Source organism: Chryseobacterium taichungense (genome assembly GCF_900109935.1).
GTDB lineage: Bacteria > Bacteroidota > Bacteroidia > Flavobacteriales > Weeksellaceae > Chryseobacterium > Chryseobacterium taichungense.
In genome coordinates, this window is the sequence record NZ_FOBV01000004.1 from 305,873 (window position 1) to 329,334 (window position 23,462).

Sequence of the window (23,462 nt, forward strand, 5' to 3'; positions counted from 1 at the left end):
TTATCTTTTAACTGTCATACAATATTTCATTTAAAAAAACAGCATATGTATAGCCTTGAATTAATATTTGAGGCTATTTTTGTGAGATGATTTCGTTTACCCCGTTACAGACACTACAAAATGTCGAGTTCAGAAACCTTCTTACGGGAAGATTTTTTATAGTTCTTGCTTTCAGAATGCTTGCCACTTTATTAGGATGGTGGGTGTATCAGCTTACAAAAGATCCCTTTTCAATTGGTTTAATAGGACTTTCGGAAGTGATTCCGGCGGTAAGTTGTGCATTATATGCAGGTCACGTGATCGACATGAATGAAAAGAAAAGACTATTATTAATCTGTAATTATGCTTATATTTTCTTAATAGGATTATTGCTGATTCCCGCCTTCTTTAATGTCGAAATGCATTTTACGGGACATCAGATCACCTATTTTATTTATGGTGTTATTTTTTTCACAGGAATCGCCAGAGCATTTATCGGTCCGATCGTACCTTCCATGATTCCTAAAATTGTAAAAAAAGAAAACCTCCCTAATGCAGTCACTTTAAACCAGGCGACATTTCTCATTTCTTCAGTTTGTGGCCATGCGACGGGCGGATTTCTGATAGGATATTTTGGGGTAAGATGGACGCTGGTTGTGATTATATTACTGATCTTTTTAGCTTCTTTATTCTTTTTTCAATTAAATAAACAACATTCCGAATACAAAAAAGAGAATATTAACGTTATAGAAAGTATGCGGGAAGGAATTTCTTACATCTTTAAGACAAAAGAAATCCTGGGAGCTCTTTGCCTTGATATGTTTGCGGTTCTTTTCGGAGGTGCTGTTGCGATGATTCCGGTGTACGCCACCGATATCCTCAAAGTGGGAGCAGAAGGCTTTGGACTTTTGAATGCGGCTTCAGATATAGGATCGATGTGTATTATTACCATTCTGTCGATTATTCCGCTTAGGAAAAATCAGGGAAAAATTTTATTGACAGTAGTTACAGGATTTGGGCTTTGCATCATTGGTTTTGGATTATCCCGTTTGTATTGGCTCTCTTTCATGTTTTTAATGATGAGTGGGATGCTGGACGGAATTTCGGTAGTTATCAGAGGAACAATCGTTCAATTGAAAACACCAGACAATATCAGAGGCAGAGTATTGAGTGTGAATTCAATATTCATTATGTCGAGTAACGAAATGGGACAATTTGAAAGCGGATTATCAGCAAAATTACTCGGTGTAGTGCGCTCTGTAGTGTTCGGAGGAACGATGACTGTGCTTGTAGCACTGCTAGTAGGAACGACAAATCCAAAATTGAGAAAAATGAAATATTAGGAGCATAAATACTAATTTATTAAATTAATTTCAAAAACTTTAGTTTAAAATCAATAATTTTTTATATTTGTAATATAAAAATCCCTTACATGAAAAAAACTCTACTTATTTGTTTTTGTGTAGTAGGCTTTTGCTTACAAGCGCAAACCTTCAGTGAAAAAGACTTCAAACAAACTGTTTCACAGGTAAACTCTGCTAAGACAGAAAGTGATTATGAAAACGCTTTTCAGAAATTTTCCAAGTTTACCTCTACAAAACCGACAGAAAAATGGGAAGCATATTATTATGCGGCAGTGGCTGTCTATATGAAAGCGGAGCTGCAACTCAAAAAAAATCCTTCTCTGGATGTTTCTGGGTTAAGCAGTTTAGCTAAAAAATATGTTGATGGAGGACATACTCAACAGGATAGCAATGAAGTAAATCTATTGACTGGACTTATCTGCCTTCAGAAGCTTCAGATGAAAGGTGCTATGGATGAAAAGAAATATCTGGATATTATTCATCAGGCAATTGCAAAAGCTGATGCAACAGCCCCTGACAATCCCTTATTAGCAATCTTAAAGGCGAAACTTGCAGAAAGATCAAATGACCAGGCGAATGCAAAGGTACTTTACGAAAAAGCTTCTAATGAATTTCAGAAGTCAAAAGGTAATGCTTTGCTAAGCTGGGGTTCATCACTAATTCCAGGGAGCAAGTAATAAAGAAGTATTAATTTTTAAACTAAACAAATGAAAAATTATCTACTTCTTTTTTTGCTTTTCGTGAGCTGTACCTTTTTTGGACAATCACCTGCCGGTCCACAGGACTGTATTTATGCTATTCCAATTTGTAGCAACGCCGACATTTCCCTCACACCGGGAGGCACCGGAATCTATGATGAATCTGAACATTCAACAGGATCCTGCCTGTATGGTGAAAGTAACTCTATATGGCTGACCTTCAGCGTACAAACTGCCGGAACACTAACGTTTCTTATCACACCTGCGGCTCCAAGTATAGATTATGACTTTGCATTATATGGTCCTAACCATAATTGTGCAAATTTAAATGTTGCTCCACTGAGATGTTCTTATGCCGGCATCAATTTTGGCGTAGTAAACCCTACCGGTTTAAGCATGACGGCTACCGACACCTCTGAAGATGGTGGTGGAGATGGCTATGTTAAATATATAGATGTACTTCCGGGGCAGGTATATCATTTGCTTTTAAACAATTTTTCCCAAGATATTGCTCCGTTTTCACTGACTTTTGGGGGCACTGCAACACTTCTTACTCCATTTGACAACGGTTCTGCGCAAATACACCAGCCATTTCCATTTTTAGAGCCCGGTCCAAATCATGACGGTAAGATTGATATCTGTGGTAATCCTGTCACTTTTGACTTCTCCACATTGAGTTCTCAGATATTAAATGGTAACCCCAACTTTATCGTAAAATATTACAGGAGCGGAACAGATGCTTTTGATGATATCAATGCAATAACAACGCCGATTCCTGTGAACACAACGACGACCTACACTTATGCTATTGCTTATGTAGACCCGTCAAGCCCTACAAGCTTTTTAAATCAGTGTAGAGAATATGGAACGATCAATTTTACTGATCGATCTTTCCCTCTTAATCCTGCAACGCTAACATCCTGTAGCAATAACAATTCTGGAACAGCACTATATAATCTGACTTCAGCTGCTATTGGTAATACAACAGGTCTTACATTACAATATTATCCTTCATTAAATGATGCTAATAATGGGACTAATGAAATAATGGAGCCATATGCTTACACATCTGCTGCAGGCTATGCATTTGTAAAAGCAACCAATACATACGGATGTACGAAAATTGTTCAGATTACATTAAATTTCTATCCGATTGTAACAGTAACCGATGCTACACTAAGATCATGTTTTATTGAAGGAAATCCTTCCACCGCCATGTTTAATCTTACAACAGCACCTGTTACCAGTATGACGGGAATTACGAAAGAATACTATCCATCTGTAGCTGATGCTGTAAATGGCACCAATATAATTTCAAACTTCCAGACTTATGTTGCCCCTACCGGCGTAGTATATGTAAAAGTGATCAATTCAAACGGATGCTATGCCGTTGCCAAAGTAGATCTGATTGTTCTTCCTCCTGTTTATTCAAATGTTTTGGAAGACAAAATAATATGTATGGAAGATACTACTACTTTGGATGCAGGTCCCGGATTTAGCGGATATAAATGGAGTACCGGCGCAACAACTTCTTCAATCAGTAATGTTACCGTTGGTACCTATTGGGTAGAACTGAAAACAGGAAACTGTATTGCCAGACAAACGGTAAAGGTTTATGCTTCAGAGCAACCTGTTATTTCAAATGTTGACATTACAAATAACACAATTACAGTAAATGTAATTGGCGGAGCTGCTCCTTACAAATATTCTCTTGATGGGATCAACTGGCAGGATTCCAATGAATTCAAAAATGTAGCCAGAGGTGATAATACCGTATATGTAAAAGACGGATATGATTGTGATCCTATTACGATAACGGTAGTTGTTCCTAACCTGGTAAATGTCATTACGCCAAACGGAGATGGTGTAAATGATGTAATCGACTATTCTGCATTAGCCAGCAAGCAAAACTTAGTGCTTAGTATCTTTGACAGATATGGTGTAAAAGTTGGGCAGGCAGATAAGTTCAACGGATACAAATGGGACGGAACCACAGGTGGCAAAAAAGTACCTACCGGCACCTACTGGTACACCGTTACATGGAACGAGAATAACAAAAAAAATACACCATTCAAATTCTCAGGATGGGTAATGGTAAAAAACAGAGATTAAATTAATTACTAGTGAAATAAAACCGCTTTTTCAGGCGGTTTTTTTCACATAACAATAAATAATAAATCATTTCTAATGAAGAAACTAATACTACTGATTGTTTTATTTTTCTCACAAATAATCTTTTCGCAGTCGGATTGTACTTCAGCAATTGCGGTTTGTGGAAATTCCGGACAGTCCTATACACCAAGTGGACATGGGACCGTACAGGAAAGTCCCTTAGGGGGATGTTTAGGGTCAGAACATTTCTCTGTATGGTATAAATTTACCATCGCCACTTCCGGAACATTAACATTTGTAATTGACCCGAATGTTTTTGAAGATGATTACGATTGGGCTGTGTATGGTCCAAATCCGACATGCGGCAGCTTGGGAACTCCAATAAGATGTAACTTTTCCGGAGCAGATGGCCCTACAGGACTTAATATGACTGCAACAAATACTTCAGAACCCGCAGGAGGGCCTACTTTTTGTTCATATATGGATGTTGTTGCCGGTGAAACCTATTATCTTATCGTTGACAACTTCTTATCTACTGCCAATGGTTTCGATTTAACATGGGGAGGAACTGCTACTCTGGCATCGCCATTTACAGATCCCAATTTAACACCGAATCCTTTTGTACCACCTGGCACTCCAAGTGCAACACCTGACGGGCCAAATCAAATCGTGCAGTGTCAGTTGCCAACAACATTTGATTTCAGCACTCTTACTGCAGGAATCGTTAATGGAAATCCTAATTTCCAGGTAACTTATCATTACAATGTAAATGATGCCATTACTTTATCTAGCCCTATTACAACACCGATTACAATAAACGGGACAACTATTTATTATTATAGCATCCATTATCAGGATCCTACAAACCCTAATAACCCTATCAATAGCTGTACACAGATTGGATCAATAAAATTTGTGCCGGGAAATATTACACCCAATAATGCTACACTGACCAGCTGTAATTACAACAATTCAGGTACAGGTATTTTTGATCTGACTTCGGCCAGCGTTTATACGCCGACCGCAGGAGTTACAAAAAAATACTACCCTTCTTTGGCAGATATGAATGCAGGAACCAATGAAATTACGAATCCTGGTGCATATTCATCAGCAGCTCCGAAAACGATTTATGTAAAAATAACCACGGATCAGGGATGTTACGGGAATGCACAAATCCAGCTGCAGTTCTTTGCACCGCTTCCTGCCGTAAATATTACATTAAAAGCCTGTAACAACAACAATGCAGGTACTGGTCTTTATGATCTGACATCAGCAAACGTATATCCTCCGGGTAACGTTACTAAGAAATACTACCTGAGTGTTGCAGATATGAATGCGGGAATCAACGAAATTGCGAATCCTGCAAGCTATACCTCAGCAGCTCCTAAAACAATTTATGTACGAGTAACTAATCCACAAGGATGTACAGGACAGTCGGAAATTTCTTTACAATATTTCCCTGTTGTCACAGTAACTGAAGCAACATTAGAATCATGCTTTATTGAGACAGCTACCAATACGGCTACTTTTGATCTTACGCAAGCAAATGTTACTTCTCAGACCGGAGTGGTAAAAGCTTACTTTACAACACAGGCTGATGCACTGGCAGGAACCAATCCTATTGCAAACCCTTCAAATTATATATCAACTACTACGACAATCTATATAAGGGTAAGTAATGCAAATGATTGCTTTGCTATCGCAAAAGTTAATCTTAAAGTGTTACCTCCTGTACAATCCAGCGTTCTTAAAGATAAAATTATCTGTATAGAAGATAAAACAACTTTAGACGCAGGACCAGGCTTCGATGCCTACGAATGGAGCACGGGGGCTACCACCCAATCTATTTCCAATGTTGGAGCAGGTGCATACTGGGTTAGACTGAAAACTGGAAAATGCTGGACATTACAGTTGGTAAAAGTAAATGCTTCTGTACAACCTGTAATCACCAATATTGACATCAATAATGATTCATTTACGATAACCGTTAATGGAGGTAAAGGACCTTATCAATACTCACTTGACGGAATCAACTGGCAGGATTCAAACGTATTCACAGGGCTTCCGAGAGGAGAGAACAAAGTTTATGTAAAAGACTCTTATGACTGTAATCCGATCAGCGTTCAGGTAACGGTTCCTAATCTACTTAATGCCATTACACCGAACGGAGACAACAAAAATGATTATATCGATTATTCTGCGTTGTCTTACAAGAAAAATGTGGTATTCACAGTATACGACAGATATGGAAACATGATGTACCGTGCAGACAAAATCAGAAATTACACATGGGATGGTACTTCCAACGGAAAGAAAATCATGACCGGAACGTATTGGTATACGATCACATGGACTGAAAACGATAAAAACAATACCGAAACCAAATACAGCGGCTGGGTATTGGTAAAAAATATCGATTAATTATTAATTTAATTTTCAACTACTTAAATCACCTCTTATTAGGGGTGATTTTTTTATTCACATCAACACAAAACTGCATCATTAGTATATTGACGTACCACTGTGTTCATAAATTGTTGAATACTATTTTTTAATTGCTTATCAAAAAAACTATCTTTGCAGAACTATGGCGCAGAAAGAAACACTATCTTCATTGACGAACGGAAACTTTGCAAAAGAACTCTCTATTGCAGATGGTAAAATGCCACCAAATGCACTGGATTTCGAAAGACTGGTTATCGGAACTTTTTTGATCGACAAAAAAGGTCTTGATCATTCTATTGACTTACTGACACCGGAAGTTTTTTATGATCCGAGACATCAGGTAATTTTTTCTACCATTTTAAAACTTTACGAAGGCAATCAACCTGTGGATTTAATGACCATTATTCAGGATCTGAAGAAGGATGGCAAATTGAATTTGGCAGGAGGAGACAGCTATATTATTGATCTTACAATGGGAGTAAGTTCATCTGCACACATTGAATATCACGTTCGTGTTATTCTGGAAAAATATATCTTAAGAAGCTTAATTAATGTTTCGGCAAATGTTATCGATGCGGCCTATAAAGAAGCTACCGATGTTTTTGAACTTTTAGATAAAGCCGAACAGTCATTCTTTGAGATTACCAACGGAACAATTAAAAAGGGGTTTGATACAGCTAACTCATTAGTGAAACAAGCTATTGACACCATTAAATCACTTAAAGATAAAGAAGGTCTTTCCGGAGTTCCTTCAGGATTCCGTGACGTGGATAAAGAAACCGGCGGATGGCAGAATTCCGACCTTATCATTATTGCGGCACGTCCGGCGATGGGAAAAACAGCATTTCTTCTTTCCATGGCAAGAAATATTGCGGTAGGACACAAAATTCCGATGGCACTGTTCTCTCTCGAGATGGCTTCCGTACAGCTTATCACGAGGATGATTGCCTCTGAAACAAGAATTTCTTCAGAAAAATTAAGAAAAGGAACCCTGGACGATGAAGAATGGCAAAGACTATTCTCCAACGTTTCAGAACTGGAAAATGCTCCTTTATATATTGATGAAACCCCTTCCCTTTCCATATTCGACTTCCGTGCAAAGTGCAGACGACTGGTAATGCAACATGGAGTCAGACTCATCATGGTCGACTACCTTCAGCTGATGACCGCCGGCGGTGGAGGAAAAGGAACCGGAAACCGTGAACAGGAGATTTCCATGATCTCACGTTCCCTGAAAGCGATTGCAAAAGAACTTAACGTTCCTGTGATTGCCCTTTCCCAGCTTTCGCGTAGTGTGGAAACCCGTCCCGGGAAAAGACCTCAGCTTTCCGACCTTAGGGAATCAGGAGCGATTGAGCAGGACGCGGATATCGTATCATTCATCTTCCGTCCGGAATACTATAAAATTACCGTTTGGGATAATGACGAAGAAGGCCAGGAAACCTCCACCGAAAACCAGGCCGAACTTATCATTGCCAAGCACAGAAATGGAGCAACAGCTGACGTAAGATTATCTTTCTTAAAACATTTTGCCAAATTCGGCGATATCGAGGCAGCTTTTGACGGAGGAATGGGAGGCGGATACCCTTCAAATTTCGGATCCGGAGAACCGAGCGGCTTTGATAAAATCAAAACAACCATTCAGCCGGGGGCGGCATTTGACCTGCCAAATAATTCCCAGGTATCAGGATCTTCCATGAACGATTTTGATGATGATGACGATTTTCCATTTTAAAAAATAAAAACTAAGATTTAGATTAAGGATATAAACCTTAGCCTCAATCTTAACCTCATCCTTAAGCCTAATGAAAATTGAAATATACACCGATGGAGCGTGCAGCGGAAATCCTGGAAAAGGCGGATATGGAATTCTCATGCGGGTACCCGAAAAAAAATATCAGAAAACATTTTCGAAAGGTTTCAGGAAAACAACCAACAACCGGATGGAGCTTCTTGCAGTCATTACTGCTTTGGAAAAGCTGAAATCTCCGGAAAATGATATTCATATATACACCGACAGCAAATATGTTGCAGATGCCATTAATCAGAACTGGCTCGCCGGTTGGATCAAAAGAGGCTGGAAAAATGTCAAAAACCCCGACCTTTGGCAAAGATTTGTGGTATTATATAATTTATACAAGCCAAAGATGCACTGGATCAAAGGGCACGCAGGCCATTTCGAGAACGAACTTTGTGATAAACTTGCCGTAACTGCCGCAGCATCAGCTGATTTGGAAATCGATTCCTATTTTGAAAATCAGGAAAACAATTCTTTATTTTAATTTATATTGAAACTAAATATTGCTGACAACTTTTCAGTATTTCATGTTTTAACTTATCATTTATTACAATATCACCATCAATTCCAGTAAAATTAATATTAAATATATATTTATTGATTAGGATTTAATATCTTTGACACGTCTAATTTAAGTGTCTAATAAATGAGTAAAAAAATCTACCTTCTTTTATTTCTGAATTTACTGCTGTGCTTTCCGCAACATTTTTTCGCCCAAACCTATCAGCTTACAGGAAACCCTGTAAATACCACGGGTTGGACGATGGTTGCACCCACTGTAGTGAATACAGATTTTGTACAGCTGACCCCGGACACCAACAATCAATCCGGATCTATACGGCTTAACGAACCTATAAACCTTAAGTATTGTGATAAATGGAGAGTGGAATTCGATTTCAGAATGGATTCTAACCAGACTGCAAACGGTGACGGTATTGCTTTCTGGTACCTTGCCAATCCGCCGGTTGCCAGTGTACTGGGCTCCGGTTTAGGTGTATCACAGAATGCAGTGGGCTTTATTGTAGGATTTGATACCTATAACAACACCACGACTGCCGTAATGAGTAAAGTTCACGTAGCATACGGACAGGTTGCCAATACAACGGATAACAACAATGTTGAATTTTTCAATGTTGCCGGAAGTTCTTTCCACTCACCGGATATGAATACCACCCTTCCTTTCCAGGGAACAACGTATAAGCATGTCGAGGTAACTGCGCAGGTAGATCCTGCTGCCCCGGCCAACTGGATCGTAAAAATTACCATAGATGGAAATTTGATCTGTAGCCAGTCTTTTGCACCATCTGGAACGGCAGCTGGAATGACAGTAGGCTATTTCGGATTCTCTGCTTCTACCGGAGGGAACAGATCCAGACATTCGATTAAAAATGTAAAGGTTTATATTGATAAAGTAGCGATTAATCAGGCTACCGTAACAGATACTTTTTGTCCAAATCCTTCTACCGGACAGGGAACTGTAAACTTAACGAATTATCAAAGCCAGTTTGTAACCAATCCTGCTAATTACACGTTTTCATACAGTGTATCAGGAACACCGATTACAAATCCTAATAATTTTCAATTCAGTGCCAATACTACGGTGTCAGTGCTAATTAAGGATAATTCGGGAATTCTGTGCGATAACCCGGATGGTAAAATACAACTTAATCTTTCGCCATTTACGGCAACACCGGCAACGCTTACTGCATGTAACAATAATAACGCAGGAACGGCAACCTTCAATCTGACTCAGGCTAACGTTAATGAGCCCGCCGGATCAACAAAAAAATACTATAAAACACTGGAAAACCTGAATAACGGGGTCAATGAAATCACAAATTTTGCAAATTATGTATCTGCTCCGGGAATTGTCTATGTAAAAGTAACTACACCGTTAGGATGCGTGGGTTCTGCGCCGATCACTTTGGCATTTTTCCCACCGATTGTGTCGAATGATGCGACGATAGAATCATGTTTTATAGAGGGAGCGCCTACTACAGCTTCTTTTGACCTGACACAGGCCAATGTAACTTCAGCGTCTGGCGTTACTAAAAAGTATTACAAAACTGAAGCTGATGCACTTGCCGAAACCAACGAAATTGTACCAGCCAACAACTATATTTCGACATCATCAACAGTTTATGTGAGAATTACCAATCTTGCAGGATGTTACATTATCGTTAAAATAACCCTTAAAGTTTTACCTCCAATCTATTCTTCAGTACTGATGGACAAAACCATCTGTATTGATGACAAGACAACTCTTGATGCAGGTGCCGGATTTGATACTTACTTGTGGAGTACGGGAGAAAACACCCAGACTATTCAGGATGTAACCCCTGGTTTATATTGGGTTCAACTGAAGTCAGGAAGATGTACTACCATGCAGATGGTAAGAGTAAATCCTGCTCCTCAGCCAGTTATTTCAAATATTGACATTACCAACAATACGATTACAGTAAACGTAAAAGGAGGAAAAGCTCCGTATCAGTATTCTCTTGACGGTGTTAACTGGCAGGATTCCAATATCTTCACGGGTCTTGCGAGGGGCGAAGTGGTTGTTTATGTAAAAGACGCTTATGACTGTACGCCAATTCATGTACAGATCACCGTTCCAAATCTTATCAATGCTATTACGCCGAATGGAGATAACAAAAATGATTATATCGATTATTCCGCATTGGCATATAAGAAAAATCTTGTCTTCACGATCTATGACAGATATGGAAACAAACTGTATGAAGCAGACAAACTTAGAAACTACAAATGGGACGGAACCACCGGAGGCAAAAAAGTGATCACCGGAACCTACTGGTATACCATCACCTGGAACGAAAATGACAAAAACAATACACAGACAACCTATAATGGATGGGTATTGGTAAAAAACAGAGAATAATCAGCATTAAAAAAGATCACCCGCAAACCGGAGTGATCTTTTTTAAAACCTCATCAGAATATCATATAGATATCAGCTAAAAACACAAATGACCAGTAAAACTTATTAATTAAACAATTAACCACTTCATGAAAAACAATGGTTTTTATTATCTTTTCCTGATTCTCTTATTTTTATCTTGCAAGTTTTCTGCGCAAACGTATCAGCTTGCCGGCAACCCTGTCGTTACTACAGGGTGGGATCTCGTTTCCAGTGCCACTGTAAATACGGATTTCATACAACTTACCCAGGATGTTGGAAATCAATATGGCGCCATAAAACTTCAGGATCCTATCAACTTAAAATATTGTGACAAATGGAAAGTGGAATTCGATTTCAGAATTGACGGAAACGGAACTGCGCAATATGGAAGAGGTGACGGCTTTACATTCTGGTATCTCGCCAATCCGCCAACAGGCTTCGTATCGGGAGGAGGACTGGGAATTCCGGCTAATGCCAGCGGACTGATGGTCGGTTTTGATATTTTCAACAATTCAACGGAAGGACAGATGAGTAAAATTCATGTCTTATACGGAACGAATAACGGGCTGAACAATAATATCGAATACAATAATACAGCGGGAAGCACATTCCACTCCCAGGATCTTAATCCTACCCAACCATTTGTAGGAGCCACTTATAAACACGTGGAAGTGAATGGGGAAACAGATCCAGCCAATCCCACCAGCTGGATCATTAAGATAAAAATAGATGGTGTACAGATTGTAGATCAATCTTTTGCACCTTCCGGAGGGGCAATAGGAATGACGACCGGCTATTTTGGTTTTTCTGCGGCAACCGGAGGGGCAAGCGCAAGGCATTCCATTAAAAATGCAAAAATCTATATCGACAAGGTTCCGATCTTAACGAATACTATTAATCCTTTTGTCTGCGTAAATCCTGCAACAGGTAACGGAACAGTAGATTTAACTTCTTTCCAGAACCAATTTGTGACCAATCCAGCAAACTATACTTTTTCTTATTTTGGGCCCGGAGGAACACCAATCTCCAACCCTTCCAATTATCAGTATGCTACAGGAACAACCACTATTACCGTCGTTGTGAAAGATCCTTCTTCCACTTTATGCGACAATGGTGACGGAAAGATCGTTCTTACACCAAGTCCTTTTGCTGCAAATGATGTAACGCTGACGGGATGTAACAACAATAATGCGGGAGGTGCTGTATTTGATCTTACTTCAGCTGCGGTGTCATCAGTTCCCGGAAGTACCTCCATATTCTACAATACGATGTATGATCTCAATAATCACATCAATCCTATTACCAGTCCTTCGGCCTATCTTTCGCCTGCAGCTACCATTTACGCTCAGGTGACTACCCCACAGGGATGTACGGATGTTGCTCAGATCACACTGGCTTTATTTCCAGTGGTAGAGGTTCAGGAAGCGACTTTAAGAGCTTGTGCTATTGAAAGTAATCCTTCAACTGGATTATTTAATCTTACTACTGCACCTGTTAACTCGCAAAGTGGTATAACCAAAAAATATTATCCTTCTTTAGCAGATGCCCAGAACGGAGTCAATGAAATTTTGACCTTTAATTCTTACATTTCTCCAAACGGAGTCATTTATATAAAAGTTACCAACACAAACGGATGTTATGCGATTGCCAAGGTGAATCTCGTTGTTATCCCTCAGGTTTTCTCTACCACACTGGATGACAAGATCATCTGTATGGAAGACACTACAATCCTTGATGCAGGTCCCGGATTTACGGCGTACGAATGGAGCACCGGCGCAACTTCCAGAACAATAACGGCTGGAGTAGGTTTATATTGGGTAAAATTAAAAACAGGAGACTGTGTAGTTACCCAGACCGTAAAAGTCTATGCTTCAGAACAACCTGTGATAACCAGTGTTGATATTTCAAATACAACGGTTACCGTATATGTAAATGGTGGAGCTGCTCCTTACCAGTATTCTACAGACGGGATCAACTGGCAGGAGTCTAATGAATTTAAGAACATGCCGAGAGGTGATAGTCACATTTTCGTAAAAGATGCCTATGACTGTAACCCGATTGAAATTACCATTGTAGTACCAAATATTATTAATGTAATCACCCCGAACGGAGATGGAATAAATGATGCCGTAGATTATTCAGCGCTTGCCGGAAAACAGAATTTAATATTTAATGTCTATGATAGGTATGGTGCTAAAATTCACCAGGCAGACAAATCCAACCGATACAAATGGGACGGAACTGTAGCAGGTAGAAAAGTACCTACAGGAAATTACTGGTATTCCGTTTCATGGAATGAAAATGACAAAAAGAACACTCCTGTAAAATATTCAGGATGGATTCTTGTGAAAAACAGAGATTAACTATTAATTTATAAACGAAGATCACTTCATTCTTTTGGAGTGATCTTTCATTAAGAATAATATAAATTCCGGTACACATTATCTACTCATCAGTATGACATAAAAGGAAGGCACCACAAATGCTTTTATAATTTAACTACATTTACAATCATAAACTAATACTTTATTATATGAAGAAAAACTACCTTTTTTTATTTTTTATTTTCGTACTTGTATTCTACAACAAGGCAGCTTCACAAACCTACCAGCTTACAGGAAATCCTGTAAATACTACAGGTTGGACGATGGTTGCCCCCACTGTAGTGAATACAGATTTTGTACAGCTGACCCCGGACACCAACAATCAGTCCGGATCTATACGCCTTAACGAACCTATCAACCTTAAGTATTGCGATAAATGGAGAGTAGAATTCGATTTCAGAATGGATTCTAACCAGACCGCAAACGGAGACGGTATTGCTTTCTGGTATCTTGCCAATCCGCCGGTGGCCAGCGTGCTGGGTTCTGGGCTCGGGGTATCACAGAATGCAGTAGGTTTCATTGTAGGATTTGATACCTACAACAACACCACGACTGCCGTAATGAGTAAAGTTCACGTAGCATACGGACAGGTTGAAAACACAACAGACAGCAACAACGTTGAATTCTTCAATATCCCGGGAAGCTCTTTCCACTCACCGGATATGAATACCACCCTTCCTTTCCAGGGAACAACGTATAAGCATGTCGAGGTAACTGCAGAAGTAGATCCTGCCGCCCCGGCCAACTGGATCGTAAAAATTACCATAAATGGAAATTTGATCTGTAACCAGTCTTTCGCGCCGTCAGGAACCGCAGCCGCAATGACGGTAGGTTATTTCGGATTCTCTGCTTCTACCGGAGGAAACAGATCAAGACATTCGATCAAAAATGTAAAGGTTTATGTAGATAAAATTCCGTTGCTGGTTTCGACAATTACAAAGAATATTTGTCCGGATGTAACGGGTATGGCGAGTATTGATTTAACTTCATTAAACTCCCAGTTTACTGCTACTCCAAGCAATTATAACTTTACGTATTATGTGACAGGAAGCGGAACACCGATTGCCAACCCTACTAATTTCCAGTATACCGCGGATACCAATATTTCAGTAGTTATTAAAGACCCGTCTTCGGTGTTGTGCGATAATAATGATGCGACAATCGCATTGAAAGTTGCCCCTACCGTTACAACAACTGATGCTTCTTTAAGAACATGCTTCCTGGAAACCAATCCTGCTACAGGGCATTTTGATCTTACGACTGCGGCAGTTATCGGCACATCGGGTGGTATCACGAAAAAATATTATCCTTCTTTAACGGATGCCCAGAATCAAACCAATGAAATTCCGAATCCGAGCAACTACATTGCTCCAAATGGTGTTATCTACATCAGGGTAAGCAATTCATTCGGGTGCTTTGATATTGCAAAAGTGACACTGGAAGTTATTCCACCAGTCTTCTCTAGCGTGCTTGAGGATAAGATCATTTGCATGGAAAGCACAACAACCCTGGATGCGGGACCTGGATTTGCAGCGTATGAGTGGAGCACAGGAGCCAACACCAGAACCATTTCTAATGTTGGAGTAGGTACCTACTGGGTAAAACTGAAAACAGGAAACTGTGTGGCTACGCAAACCGTAAAAGTATATGCCTCTGAACAACCTGTGATTTCAAGTGTTGATATTTCCAATAATGTGGTTACAGTGTATGCGATCGGAGGAACTGCACCTTATAAATACTCTACAGACGGAATCAACTGGCAGGATTCTAATGAATTTAAGAATGTGCCGAGAGGGGATTTAAAAATTTATGTAAAAGATGCCTACGATTGTGAGCCTATTGACATCACCGTGGTCGTTCCGAATATCATCAATGTGATCACCCCTAATGGTGACGGCGTAAATGACGGAATCGATTATTCAGCGCTTGCCGGAAAACAAAACCTTGTTTTCAATGTGTTTGACCGTTATGGAGCGATGATTCACAAAGCCGATAAAACGAATCGTTACAGATGGGACGGAACTATGGGCGGAAGAAAAGTTTCTACAGGAAGCTACTGGTATTCCATTTCCTGGAATGAGAATGATAAGAAGAATACCCCTGTAAAATATTCTGGATGGGTATTGGTTAAAAACAGGGATTAAAAATTAATTTATATCTTTAAAGAGCGGCTGTATCAACACAGTCGCTTTTTTTATGCTTAAAAGGATACAGTCTTAGTGAATGTTGAGATAATAACTGATGTTGAGATTTAGGCAGGCTTCAAAGAAAACTTATAAAAAAAAGTAGTCAGACTTAGACTACTTTTTCTGAGACAAATGTAAACAAATTATCATTACTTCCAAATAATAATCTGTTGTTTTTTAATAGGTTAATTAATTCGAAACCCCAATTATCCTTAAAAATTGGCCGTTTTAGAGCAAAATAAATCATCCCCTTTTTCACCTTAAAAAAAGAAAACCTCATTGATTCTTAAATCGTTGATGTTAAAAATAGTCTAAGTCTGACTACCTTTTTTTACACAATGAAAAAACAAATGATGCCCCTTTCTCAGCTCCCTTATTTTCTGCGTTTTAGCTTAAGGATGCTGTGTTTGCAGGTATTTTTCATTGCTATTTTCATCAGTTCCCAGACTTCCTTTTCTTATTCCGACTCAACACTTTTTATTTCCGAAGATTCTTATCTCTATGTTGAATCACCGATTGAAACATCGTCTTCACAGTCTCTTTCGGAAAAAAATAAGATCGTAAAACAGTTTAACGCAAACAAGCGTAAAGTTCTCTTTAAGCTAAAACTGCCGTCCAGTGGCAAAAATGTTAACCTATCAAATCAAGTCAGCTTTATAATTCCGAAGAGTTCCCATTATGTTGGAAACTCAAGCAATCCTTCATCAATTGCCATTTTGGGAAATACTTTTCCGATAAAGCTAAATCATAAAATAACAGGCTTTGACTTTTGTGTTTTGTCAAATGTGATTGTCTCAGAAAAGAAACTTCTATATAAACATATTAACCATTTAAACCTTTTAGAAATTATCACCAACCATTTTAGTCGCCCTCCTCCCATATTTGCAACATTTTATTAAACACAAATGACACGAATTATTTAAACACAAATGAGCACAAATACCTATGCACTAATTTCACAAATGCTTTAATACGACAGGACACCTTTTCACTCCGTTTGTCATCCCGTAGGGATCTCAAGCAAAGATTTTCACACAACATTTGTGAAATTAGTGCCTAACCAGTAGTGCCATTCGTGTTTAAAGAACCAGCTTAGCGGACTCTTTTTAAGTAGAACGCCTTTGTGAAACTCAAAAGCATATCACAGATAAGAAACCTCAGTGCACTTCGTGTTCACAATTAAAAATACAACAACAACCTAAATACAAAACAATGAAACATTTATTTACAACCATTGCCCTGCTGTTCAGCATGACCGCATTCGCTCAGGTGGGGATTAATAATACCTCTCCTAAAGCCACCCTCGATATTACCGCTAAATCTACAGGCAGCACCACCGCCGAAGGACTTATTGCCCCAAGATTAGAGGGGGTTGATATTAAAGGAAAAGACGCAAATTACGACACTGCTCAGAAAGGAGCTATTGTCTATGCTCTTTCAGCGGTTGCTTCTCCCAGCACAAAAACGGCTAATATTACCGCTGAAGGATACTATTATTTTGATGGAAGTGTCTGGCAGAAACTTTCCAACTCTTCCGTTCCGTCCGTAGTGGTAACGTCTTCGGCCCTTAACGGAACTTACAAAGCAGGGACGGCCATGACCGCTTCTAACACATTTACAGTAACTTTAACCAATAATTCCTTCAGCACGGCTACCATTGCTTTCAGTACGTCAGACCTTGCGCTCTCAGGCGTTACCGGTCTTTCAGTCGCTTCTGTAAGTCCTACCTCCAGTACTTTGATAGCGGGAGGAACGGTGACGGTAACTTATACATTATCCGGGACTCCTGCGGCATGTGGAACGCTCAGTGCAACATGGAGCAAGCTTACGCTGAGTTCGGTTAAAACTTCCACAGTAATGCCTAATTTTACCTGCAGTGCAGGATCATGGGGAAGCGTATCACCTGAATATAGGCTCAATGGGCTGATCAACGGAACATCTTATTCAGGAACCTATACATTGCCATACACGGCAGGGGGAAGCTCATGTGCTTACACAGGGGAAACGCTTACTCAAAGTGGACTCACCCTAACGCTTACCGCAGGAAACTACAGCATCAGCGGAAATCTTACCTATACCTTATCAGGAACTTACACCGGTGCAACCAATGGAGCGGTAACCTTTACGACTGCTGGCGGATGTACCATCTATCTGGGACCTTGTGCAAGCTGTAAGGAAATTAAAGATAAAGGATTGACAACAGCAGACGGAGTTTATTATGTAGATATCGATCAGGCAGGAGCTACATATGCACCGATGAAGGCGCAATGTGATATGACAACCGACGGAGGAGGCTGGACCTTAATCAGCAACTATACACGGACAGCAAACAATGGAACAATGGGGACTCAGCTTGCTTATTTCCCTTTGATTCAAGGAAGCCTAGGAGCCAATGAAGCTTCAAATACAATAACTTGGGGACAGATAAATTCTTCCATTTTGAATACGATTTCTTTTACGGAAGTACGTTGGAGAGCAGAAGGAGGTTATTATAGCTCAAGTGATATTTTGGATATAAAGACAAGTTTAGTTGCGAATATAAGCGCATTGAAGGCCAATACAGCACTTACAAACAATTTCAGTAAGCTTCCTGCTCATAATATCTTAAACTATCCTGAATCTTTTACTGGATTTGGTAATACGCCAATGGTTATTTCAGCTAATAGAAGTGTCGCGGGAGGATGTAGCGGAATAGTACTCTATAGAATGTTTGGATATGGAGTTATCAATTCTGAATACCATTCCGATTGTGGTGGAACTTATACGAGCAATGGTACATCATCATTGATAAGGACTTATGTACGATAAAACTTGCTAGTGCGAGCATTCGCTAAAATATAAAGAGATTTAGGCTCGTACCAATAGTCAGATAACAACTATAATAATTAATTCTAACTCTAAACCTTGAAGGTTTTTAATACCAACGATAATTTTAAAACCAATACTTATGTCAAAAATTCTTCACCGCATCAAAGCGTATCTGTACGATAACGTTTTAACGAAAGACAACCCCAATGATTTCATTGCCCGTACGGCAAGTGAGCGTTCCCTTTCTGTAAAGCAGATATGTGAAGCCGCCGCCAGCCGTGGTGGTGCAGATGTTTCCGCTTCGGCTATGGAGCATGCGACCGAGCTTTTCCTTAAAGAAATGGCCTACCAGCTTTGTGATGGCTTTTCAGTGAATACCGGGTATTTTACCGCAAGCACTACTATTCGTGGGGTGTTCGACAGTCCTTCGGAGACTTTTAATAAAGACAAGCACAGCATTATCTTCCAGTTCAATCAGGGAGAAAAACTACGGGCAGAGATTCCCAACATTGAGGTTAATATTCTGGGGGTAGCAGAAGCTTCTGCGGTCATCTTACAGGTAACCGATGTGAAGAGCGGTTCAGTGAATGATCTTTTGACTCCGGGAAGAAACCTGAAGATCGTGGGCAGCAAGATCAAAGTCGCTGGCGAAGATTCTTCGGTAGGGATCTATTTTGTAGACACTGCAACACAGGAAAGAACCAAAGTAGAGCAGAGTGATATTGTCACGAATAACCCTTCGGAGGTTATGGTGGTAATTCCTCAATTAGCAGCAGGCACCTATAATCTGGAAGTGGTAACGCAGTTCACCCAGGGCGCTCTTCTGAAAGAAGTGCGAACGGCTACCCTTGATAAAGTACTTACTGTGGTGTAAGGGAAAAAGAAGCGCTACAGTCAACACCGTGTTGACCGCCCGATCAAGGGTGCGTTGACCGCTCGGTCAAGGGTGTGTTGACCGCCCGAGTGTGGGTGTGTTGACCGTACGGAGGTTATTTAGTACCATAGTAAGGCTCAACCTCAACGCAAGAACAAGCTATCATTCCATCGTAAAGATGGGTATTTTCATCAGTGTGTTACTCCGGTTGGGAACTTTTCCCGGCCGGAGTTTTGGCTTCGGCTCCGCTCAGCCACCGTTGTGTTGGAGGGTTTGAGAGTTTTAGAGTAGGAGCGTTCCCTTCGGTTAGGATATATAGACTTCTACGGAGCGACAAAAGTAGTCGAGTGGCGGCGCCTGGCTCTCGAAGGCCCGCATTACTCTGGAAGGACTGGTGGCTTCGAGCTACCTCAGCCGCCATTAAACGGATGTCATCATTTCCATCATCATGGCAACTACAAAGTTCAGCGTTAGAAAACAGTAGGGAAAATTCCCCTCAATGGAGGGGTGGCGAAAATTCGAAAGAATTTTTGACGGGGTGGTTTAAGAAATATTCCGAGATTGGTGGCTGAGCGCAGCCGAAGCCACCTTTTGTTTTCAAATTCTATATATAACTGACTAATTCAATTATTCATTACTTATATATCGAAAAGATGATCTTTTAATTCAAAGAGATTTTTGCATTTGGTCATCAAAAATTAACTTTTTGCATATAAAAGAATGTTTTAATACAAAAAGGATGTTTTTAGGCTCAGTTAATTCACACTCAATTCTTAAATTTGTCATATGAATTATTTGGAAGCTTTAAGCAGAAGATATTCTGTGAAAAAATTTAATGCCGAAATTATACCCCGGGAAACATTGCAGAACATTCTGGAATCCGGAAAATTATCGGCAAGCTCTCTGGGTCTTCAGCCTTACAAAATCATCGTCGTGGAAAGTAAGGAAATGAAAGAAAAACTGATTCCGGCATTTTATAATCCGTCGCAGATTTCCACGTGCTCACATCTGATCGTTATTATTTCAAAGAAAATCTTAGACGAAAGCTATGTAAACGGATACTTCCGCCATATTTCAGAAGTGAGGGAAACCCCGCCTGAGAAACTTGATCTTTTCAGAAACAGCATCAATCAGCATATTAACCAAAAAACCCAGGATGAAATATTCAACTGGGCAGAAAAGCAGTCTTATATAGTCTTGGCCAACCTCATGTATACGGCAGCTATTGAAAGTGTAGACACCTGCCCGATGGAAGGCTTCCGCCAGGATCTTATCGAAAAGATTTTAGATATAGATCCCGAATCCGAAAAGGTAACCGTGACCCTCGCTTTAGGCTACCGCTCGGAAGAAGATCATTTCCAGCACATGAAAAAAGTAAGAAAACCAAACGAAAAATTGTTTAAATTTATTTAATTATTTAGACGATTGTCTTAAACTAAGGATATGATAAAAGCGGATGTATTAGTAATCGGTTCCGGGATTTCGGGACTTTCCTATGCCATTAAAGTTTCTGAGCAGCTACCTGATGCCAAAATAATTATCGTAACAAAATCTGACGAAGATGAAAGCAATACCAAATACGCACAGGGCGGTCTTGCAGTGGTTACGGATTCTAAAAATGATAATTTCGACAAACATATTGAAGACACCATGCGTGCCGGTGACGGCGAAAACAAACGCGATGTCGTAAAAATGGTCGTCACAGAAGCTCCCGCAAGATTCAACGAAATTGTGGAATGGGGTGCCAACTTCGACATGAAAAACGGGGAATTTGCTTTAGGAAGAGAAGGCGGACACACGGAAAACCGGATTGTACATCACAAGGATATCACAGGTTTCGAGATCGAAAGAGCACTGTTGGAAACAGCCAATAAAAGTGAAAATATTGAAATCTTGGATCATCATTATGTCATCGACATTATCACCCAGCACCACGTTCCGGGAAAAGAGCTGAATGAAGGAGACATCCACTGTTATGGAGCTTATATTTTAGATGAAAAGTCTAAAAAAATAAAAAAGATCACTTCAAAGATAACCCTGGTAGCTACAGGTGGTGCCGGACATGTTTACAAAAACACCACCAATCCTACGATTGCAACCGGTGATGGAATCGCTTTTGTGGCGAGAGCAAAAGGAAAGGTCTCGAATATGCAGTACTACCAGTTCCACCCTACTGCTTTATACAGTAAGATCGACGGAATGCTGTTCCTGATCTCCGAAGCAGTACGTGGAGACGGTGCAAAATTAAGAACCAAAAGAGGAGAAAAATTCATGCACAAATATGATGAGCGTGAAGAACTAGCCTCGAGAGATATCGTAGCAAGAGCCATTGACGCCGAAATGAAAATTACTGGTGATGAATATGTAGGGCTAGACTGCCGCGAAATGAATCATGAGAAATTCCTTGAGCATTTCCCGAATATTTATAAAAAATGTAAAGATGAAGGAATTGATCCTTTCACACAGCTGATTCCCGTGGTACCGGCCTGCCATTATCTGATGGGTGGTATTGAAGTTGATAAAGACGGGCAGTCTTCCATAAGAAACTTGTTTGCCGTGGGAGAGTGTACCAATTCAGGGCTTCATGGGGCTAACAGACTGGCTTCAAATTCATTGCTCGAAGGACTCGTTTTCGGTCATAATGCCGCTATGAAAACCGTTGAGCTTTTAAATGAAAACAATTTTAATTTCGACGATTTAAAAGCCGTTCCGGAATGGAATGAAGAAGGAATGAAGATCATGGATGAAATGGTAATTGTTTCTTATCTAAGAAAACAACTTCAGGAAATGATGAGCGACCTTGTAGGAATCGTAAGAAGCAACCGCCGTCTGAATATGGCGCTTCAGAAACATCAGGAAATCGCGGCTGCCGTAAATGAAATTTACCACTACTCTATTCTTTCCCCACAACTTTCGGAACTGAGAAATTTAACAACCGTTGCTCACCTCATCATTACCCAATCGATGGAAATGAAGGAGAATAAAGGAGCATTTTACAATAAAGATTTAGCCTAAGCCTCACAAAATATGAAAAGACCCGCATACGTCACAGATAAAGCTTTAAAACAATTCATCAAAAATGCGTTGGAAGAAGATATTCAGGATGGAGATCACTCTACCCTTTCCACTATTCCAAAAGACCTTGAACAAAAAGCAAAACTTCTTGTAAAGCAAGACTGCATCATTGCAGGAGTTGAATTGGCAAAAATTATCTTTAAAACATTTGACAAAAGCCTTAAGGTTGAAACATTTGTTAAAGATGGAGACGCTGTAAAAATCGGTGATATTGCGTTCATCGTAACAGGAAACGCAAGGTCTATATTATCAACCGAAAGACTTGTTCTGAACTGTATGCAGCGAATGAGCGGGATCGCAACCCTTACCCACGACTGGGATTCGCGACTGATAGGAACCAAGACCAAACTTTTAGATACCAGAAAAACGACTCCTAATTTCAGGATTTGTGAAAAGTGGGCGGTAGCTATTGGCGGAGGAACCAATCACCGGTATGGACTTTATGATATGATCATGCTAAAAGATAATCACATTGACTACAATGGAAGCATTACCAATGCTGTAAAAATGGCGAAGGATTATATTAAAAAACATAAAAAGAAATTGAAGATCGAGGTGGAAACCAGAAATCTTGAAGAAGTACAGGAAGCCATCAACGCAAAAGTCGACAGAATCATGCTTGACAATATGGATGTTGCAACAATGAAGAAAGCTGTAAAGATGGTTAATGGCTCTTGTGAGACAGAAGCTTCCGGCGGAATTACCCGTGATCAGCTTAAAGAAATCGCTTCCACAGGCGTTACTTACATCTCGGCCGGAGCCTTAACCCACTCCGCAGAAAATATGGATCTCAGCCTTAAGGCCATTAAATAACGTTGA

General features: G+C 39.9%; 15 protein-coding genes. All 15 read left to right on the forward strand.

Annotated elements, in window-relative coordinates; all coding sequences use genetic code 11:
- Nucleotides 1–86 precede the first annotated feature (86 nt).
- The 15 genes from BMW64_RS10755 (at nt 87) to nadC (ending at nt 23,456) form a co-directional block, all read left to right on the forward strand.
- Nucleotides 87–1,322, forward strand: a complete 1,236-nt coding sequence (locus BMW64_RS10755; protein WP_089999963.1) for an MFS transporter — start codon at nt 87–89, stop codon at nt 1,320–1,322.
- 89 nt (nt 1,323–1,411) lie between these two features.
- Complete coding sequence (locus BMW64_RS10760; protein WP_089999964.1) at nt 1,412–2,020, forward strand: hypothetical protein; 609 nt, start codon at nt 1,412–1,414, stop codon at nt 2,018–2,020.
- Between the two features lie 30 nt (nt 2,021–2,050).
- Entirely contained in the window at nt 2,051–4,153 is a 2,103-nt protein-coding gene (locus BMW64_RS10765) for a T9SS type B sorting domain-containing protein (protein WP_089999965.1), read from the forward strand.
- 75 nt (nt 4,154–4,228) lie between these two features.
- Complete coding sequence (locus BMW64_RS10770) at nt 4,229–6,574, forward strand: T9SS type B sorting domain-containing protein (protein WP_089999966.1); 2,346 nt, start codon at nt 4,229–4,231, stop codon at nt 6,572–6,574.
- A 166-nt stretch (nt 6,575–6,740) separates the two neighbouring features.
- Nucleotides 6,741–8,333 carry a replicative DNA helicase gene (gene dnaB / locus BMW64_RS10775; RefSeq protein ID WP_089999967.1) on the forward strand — a complete coding sequence of 531 codons (1,593 nt, stop codon included), beginning with the start codon at nt 6,741–6,743 and terminating at the stop codon, nt 8,331–8,333.
- 70 nt (nt 8,334–8,403) lie between these two features.
- Nucleotides 8,404–8,880, forward strand: coding sequence for a ribonuclease HI (gene rnhA, locus BMW64_RS10780; protein ID WP_089999968.1), 477 nt, complete (start codon nt 8,404–8,406; stop codon nt 8,878–8,880).
- A 162-nt stretch (nt 8,881–9,042) separates the two neighbouring features.
- Entirely contained in the window at nt 9,043–11,295 is a 2,253-nt protein-coding gene (locus BMW64_RS10785; protein ID WP_089999969.1) for a T9SS type B sorting domain-containing protein, read from the forward strand.
- Between the two features lie 128 nt (nt 11,296–11,423).
- Entirely contained in the window at nt 11,424–13,679 is a 2,256-nt protein-coding gene (locus BMW64_RS10790; protein WP_089999970.1) for a T9SS type B sorting domain-containing protein, read from the forward strand.
- A 170-nt stretch (nt 13,680–13,849) separates the two neighbouring features.
- Nucleotides 13,850–15,844: a T9SS type B sorting domain-containing protein gene (locus BMW64_RS10795; RefSeq protein WP_089999971.1), complete on the forward strand. Its 1,995-nt coding sequence runs from the start codon at nt 13,850–13,852 to the stop codon at nt 15,842–15,844.
- A 380-nt stretch (nt 15,845–16,224) separates the two neighbouring features.
- A complete protein-coding gene (locus BMW64_RS10800; RefSeq protein ID WP_089999972.1) occupies nt 16,225–16,785 on the forward strand; it encodes a hypothetical protein in 561 nt (186 codons plus the stop codon).
- Between the two features lie 313 nt (nt 16,786–17,098).
- Nucleotides 17,099–18,694, forward strand: a complete 1,596-nt coding sequence (locus tag BMW64_RS10805; protein ID WP_143052683.1) for a fibrinogen-like YCDxxxxGGGW domain-containing protein — start codon at nt 17,099–17,101, stop codon at nt 18,692–18,694.
- Nucleotides 18,695–18,833: 139 nt separating this feature from the next.
- Nucleotides 18,834–19,568 (forward strand): DNA-binding domain-containing protein, encoded by a 735-nt coding sequence (locus tag BMW64_RS10810; RefSeq protein ID WP_089999974.1) that lies wholly within the window; start codon nt 18,834–18,836, stop codon nt 19,566–19,568.
- A 786-nt stretch (nt 19,569–20,354) separates the two neighbouring features.
- Entirely contained in the window at nt 20,355–20,981 is a 627-nt protein-coding gene (locus BMW64_RS10820; protein WP_089999976.1) for an NAD(P)H-dependent oxidoreductase, read from the forward strand.
- A gap of 30 nt (nt 20,982–21,011) precedes the next feature.
- The gene (gene nadB / locus BMW64_RS10825) at nt 21,012–22,583 is read left to right on the forward strand and encodes an L-aspartate oxidase (protein WP_089999977.1); all 1,572 of its coding nucleotides are present in this window, start codon (nt 21,012–21,014) and stop codon (nt 22,581–22,583) included.
- A 12-nt stretch (nt 22,584–22,595) separates the two neighbouring features.
- Complete coding sequence (nadC, locus tag BMW64_RS10830; RefSeq protein ID WP_089999978.1) at nt 22,596–23,456, forward strand: carboxylating nicotinate-nucleotide diphosphorylase; 861 nt, start codon at nt 22,596–22,598, stop codon at nt 23,454–23,456.
- Nucleotides 23,457–23,462: the final 6 nt, after the last annotated feature.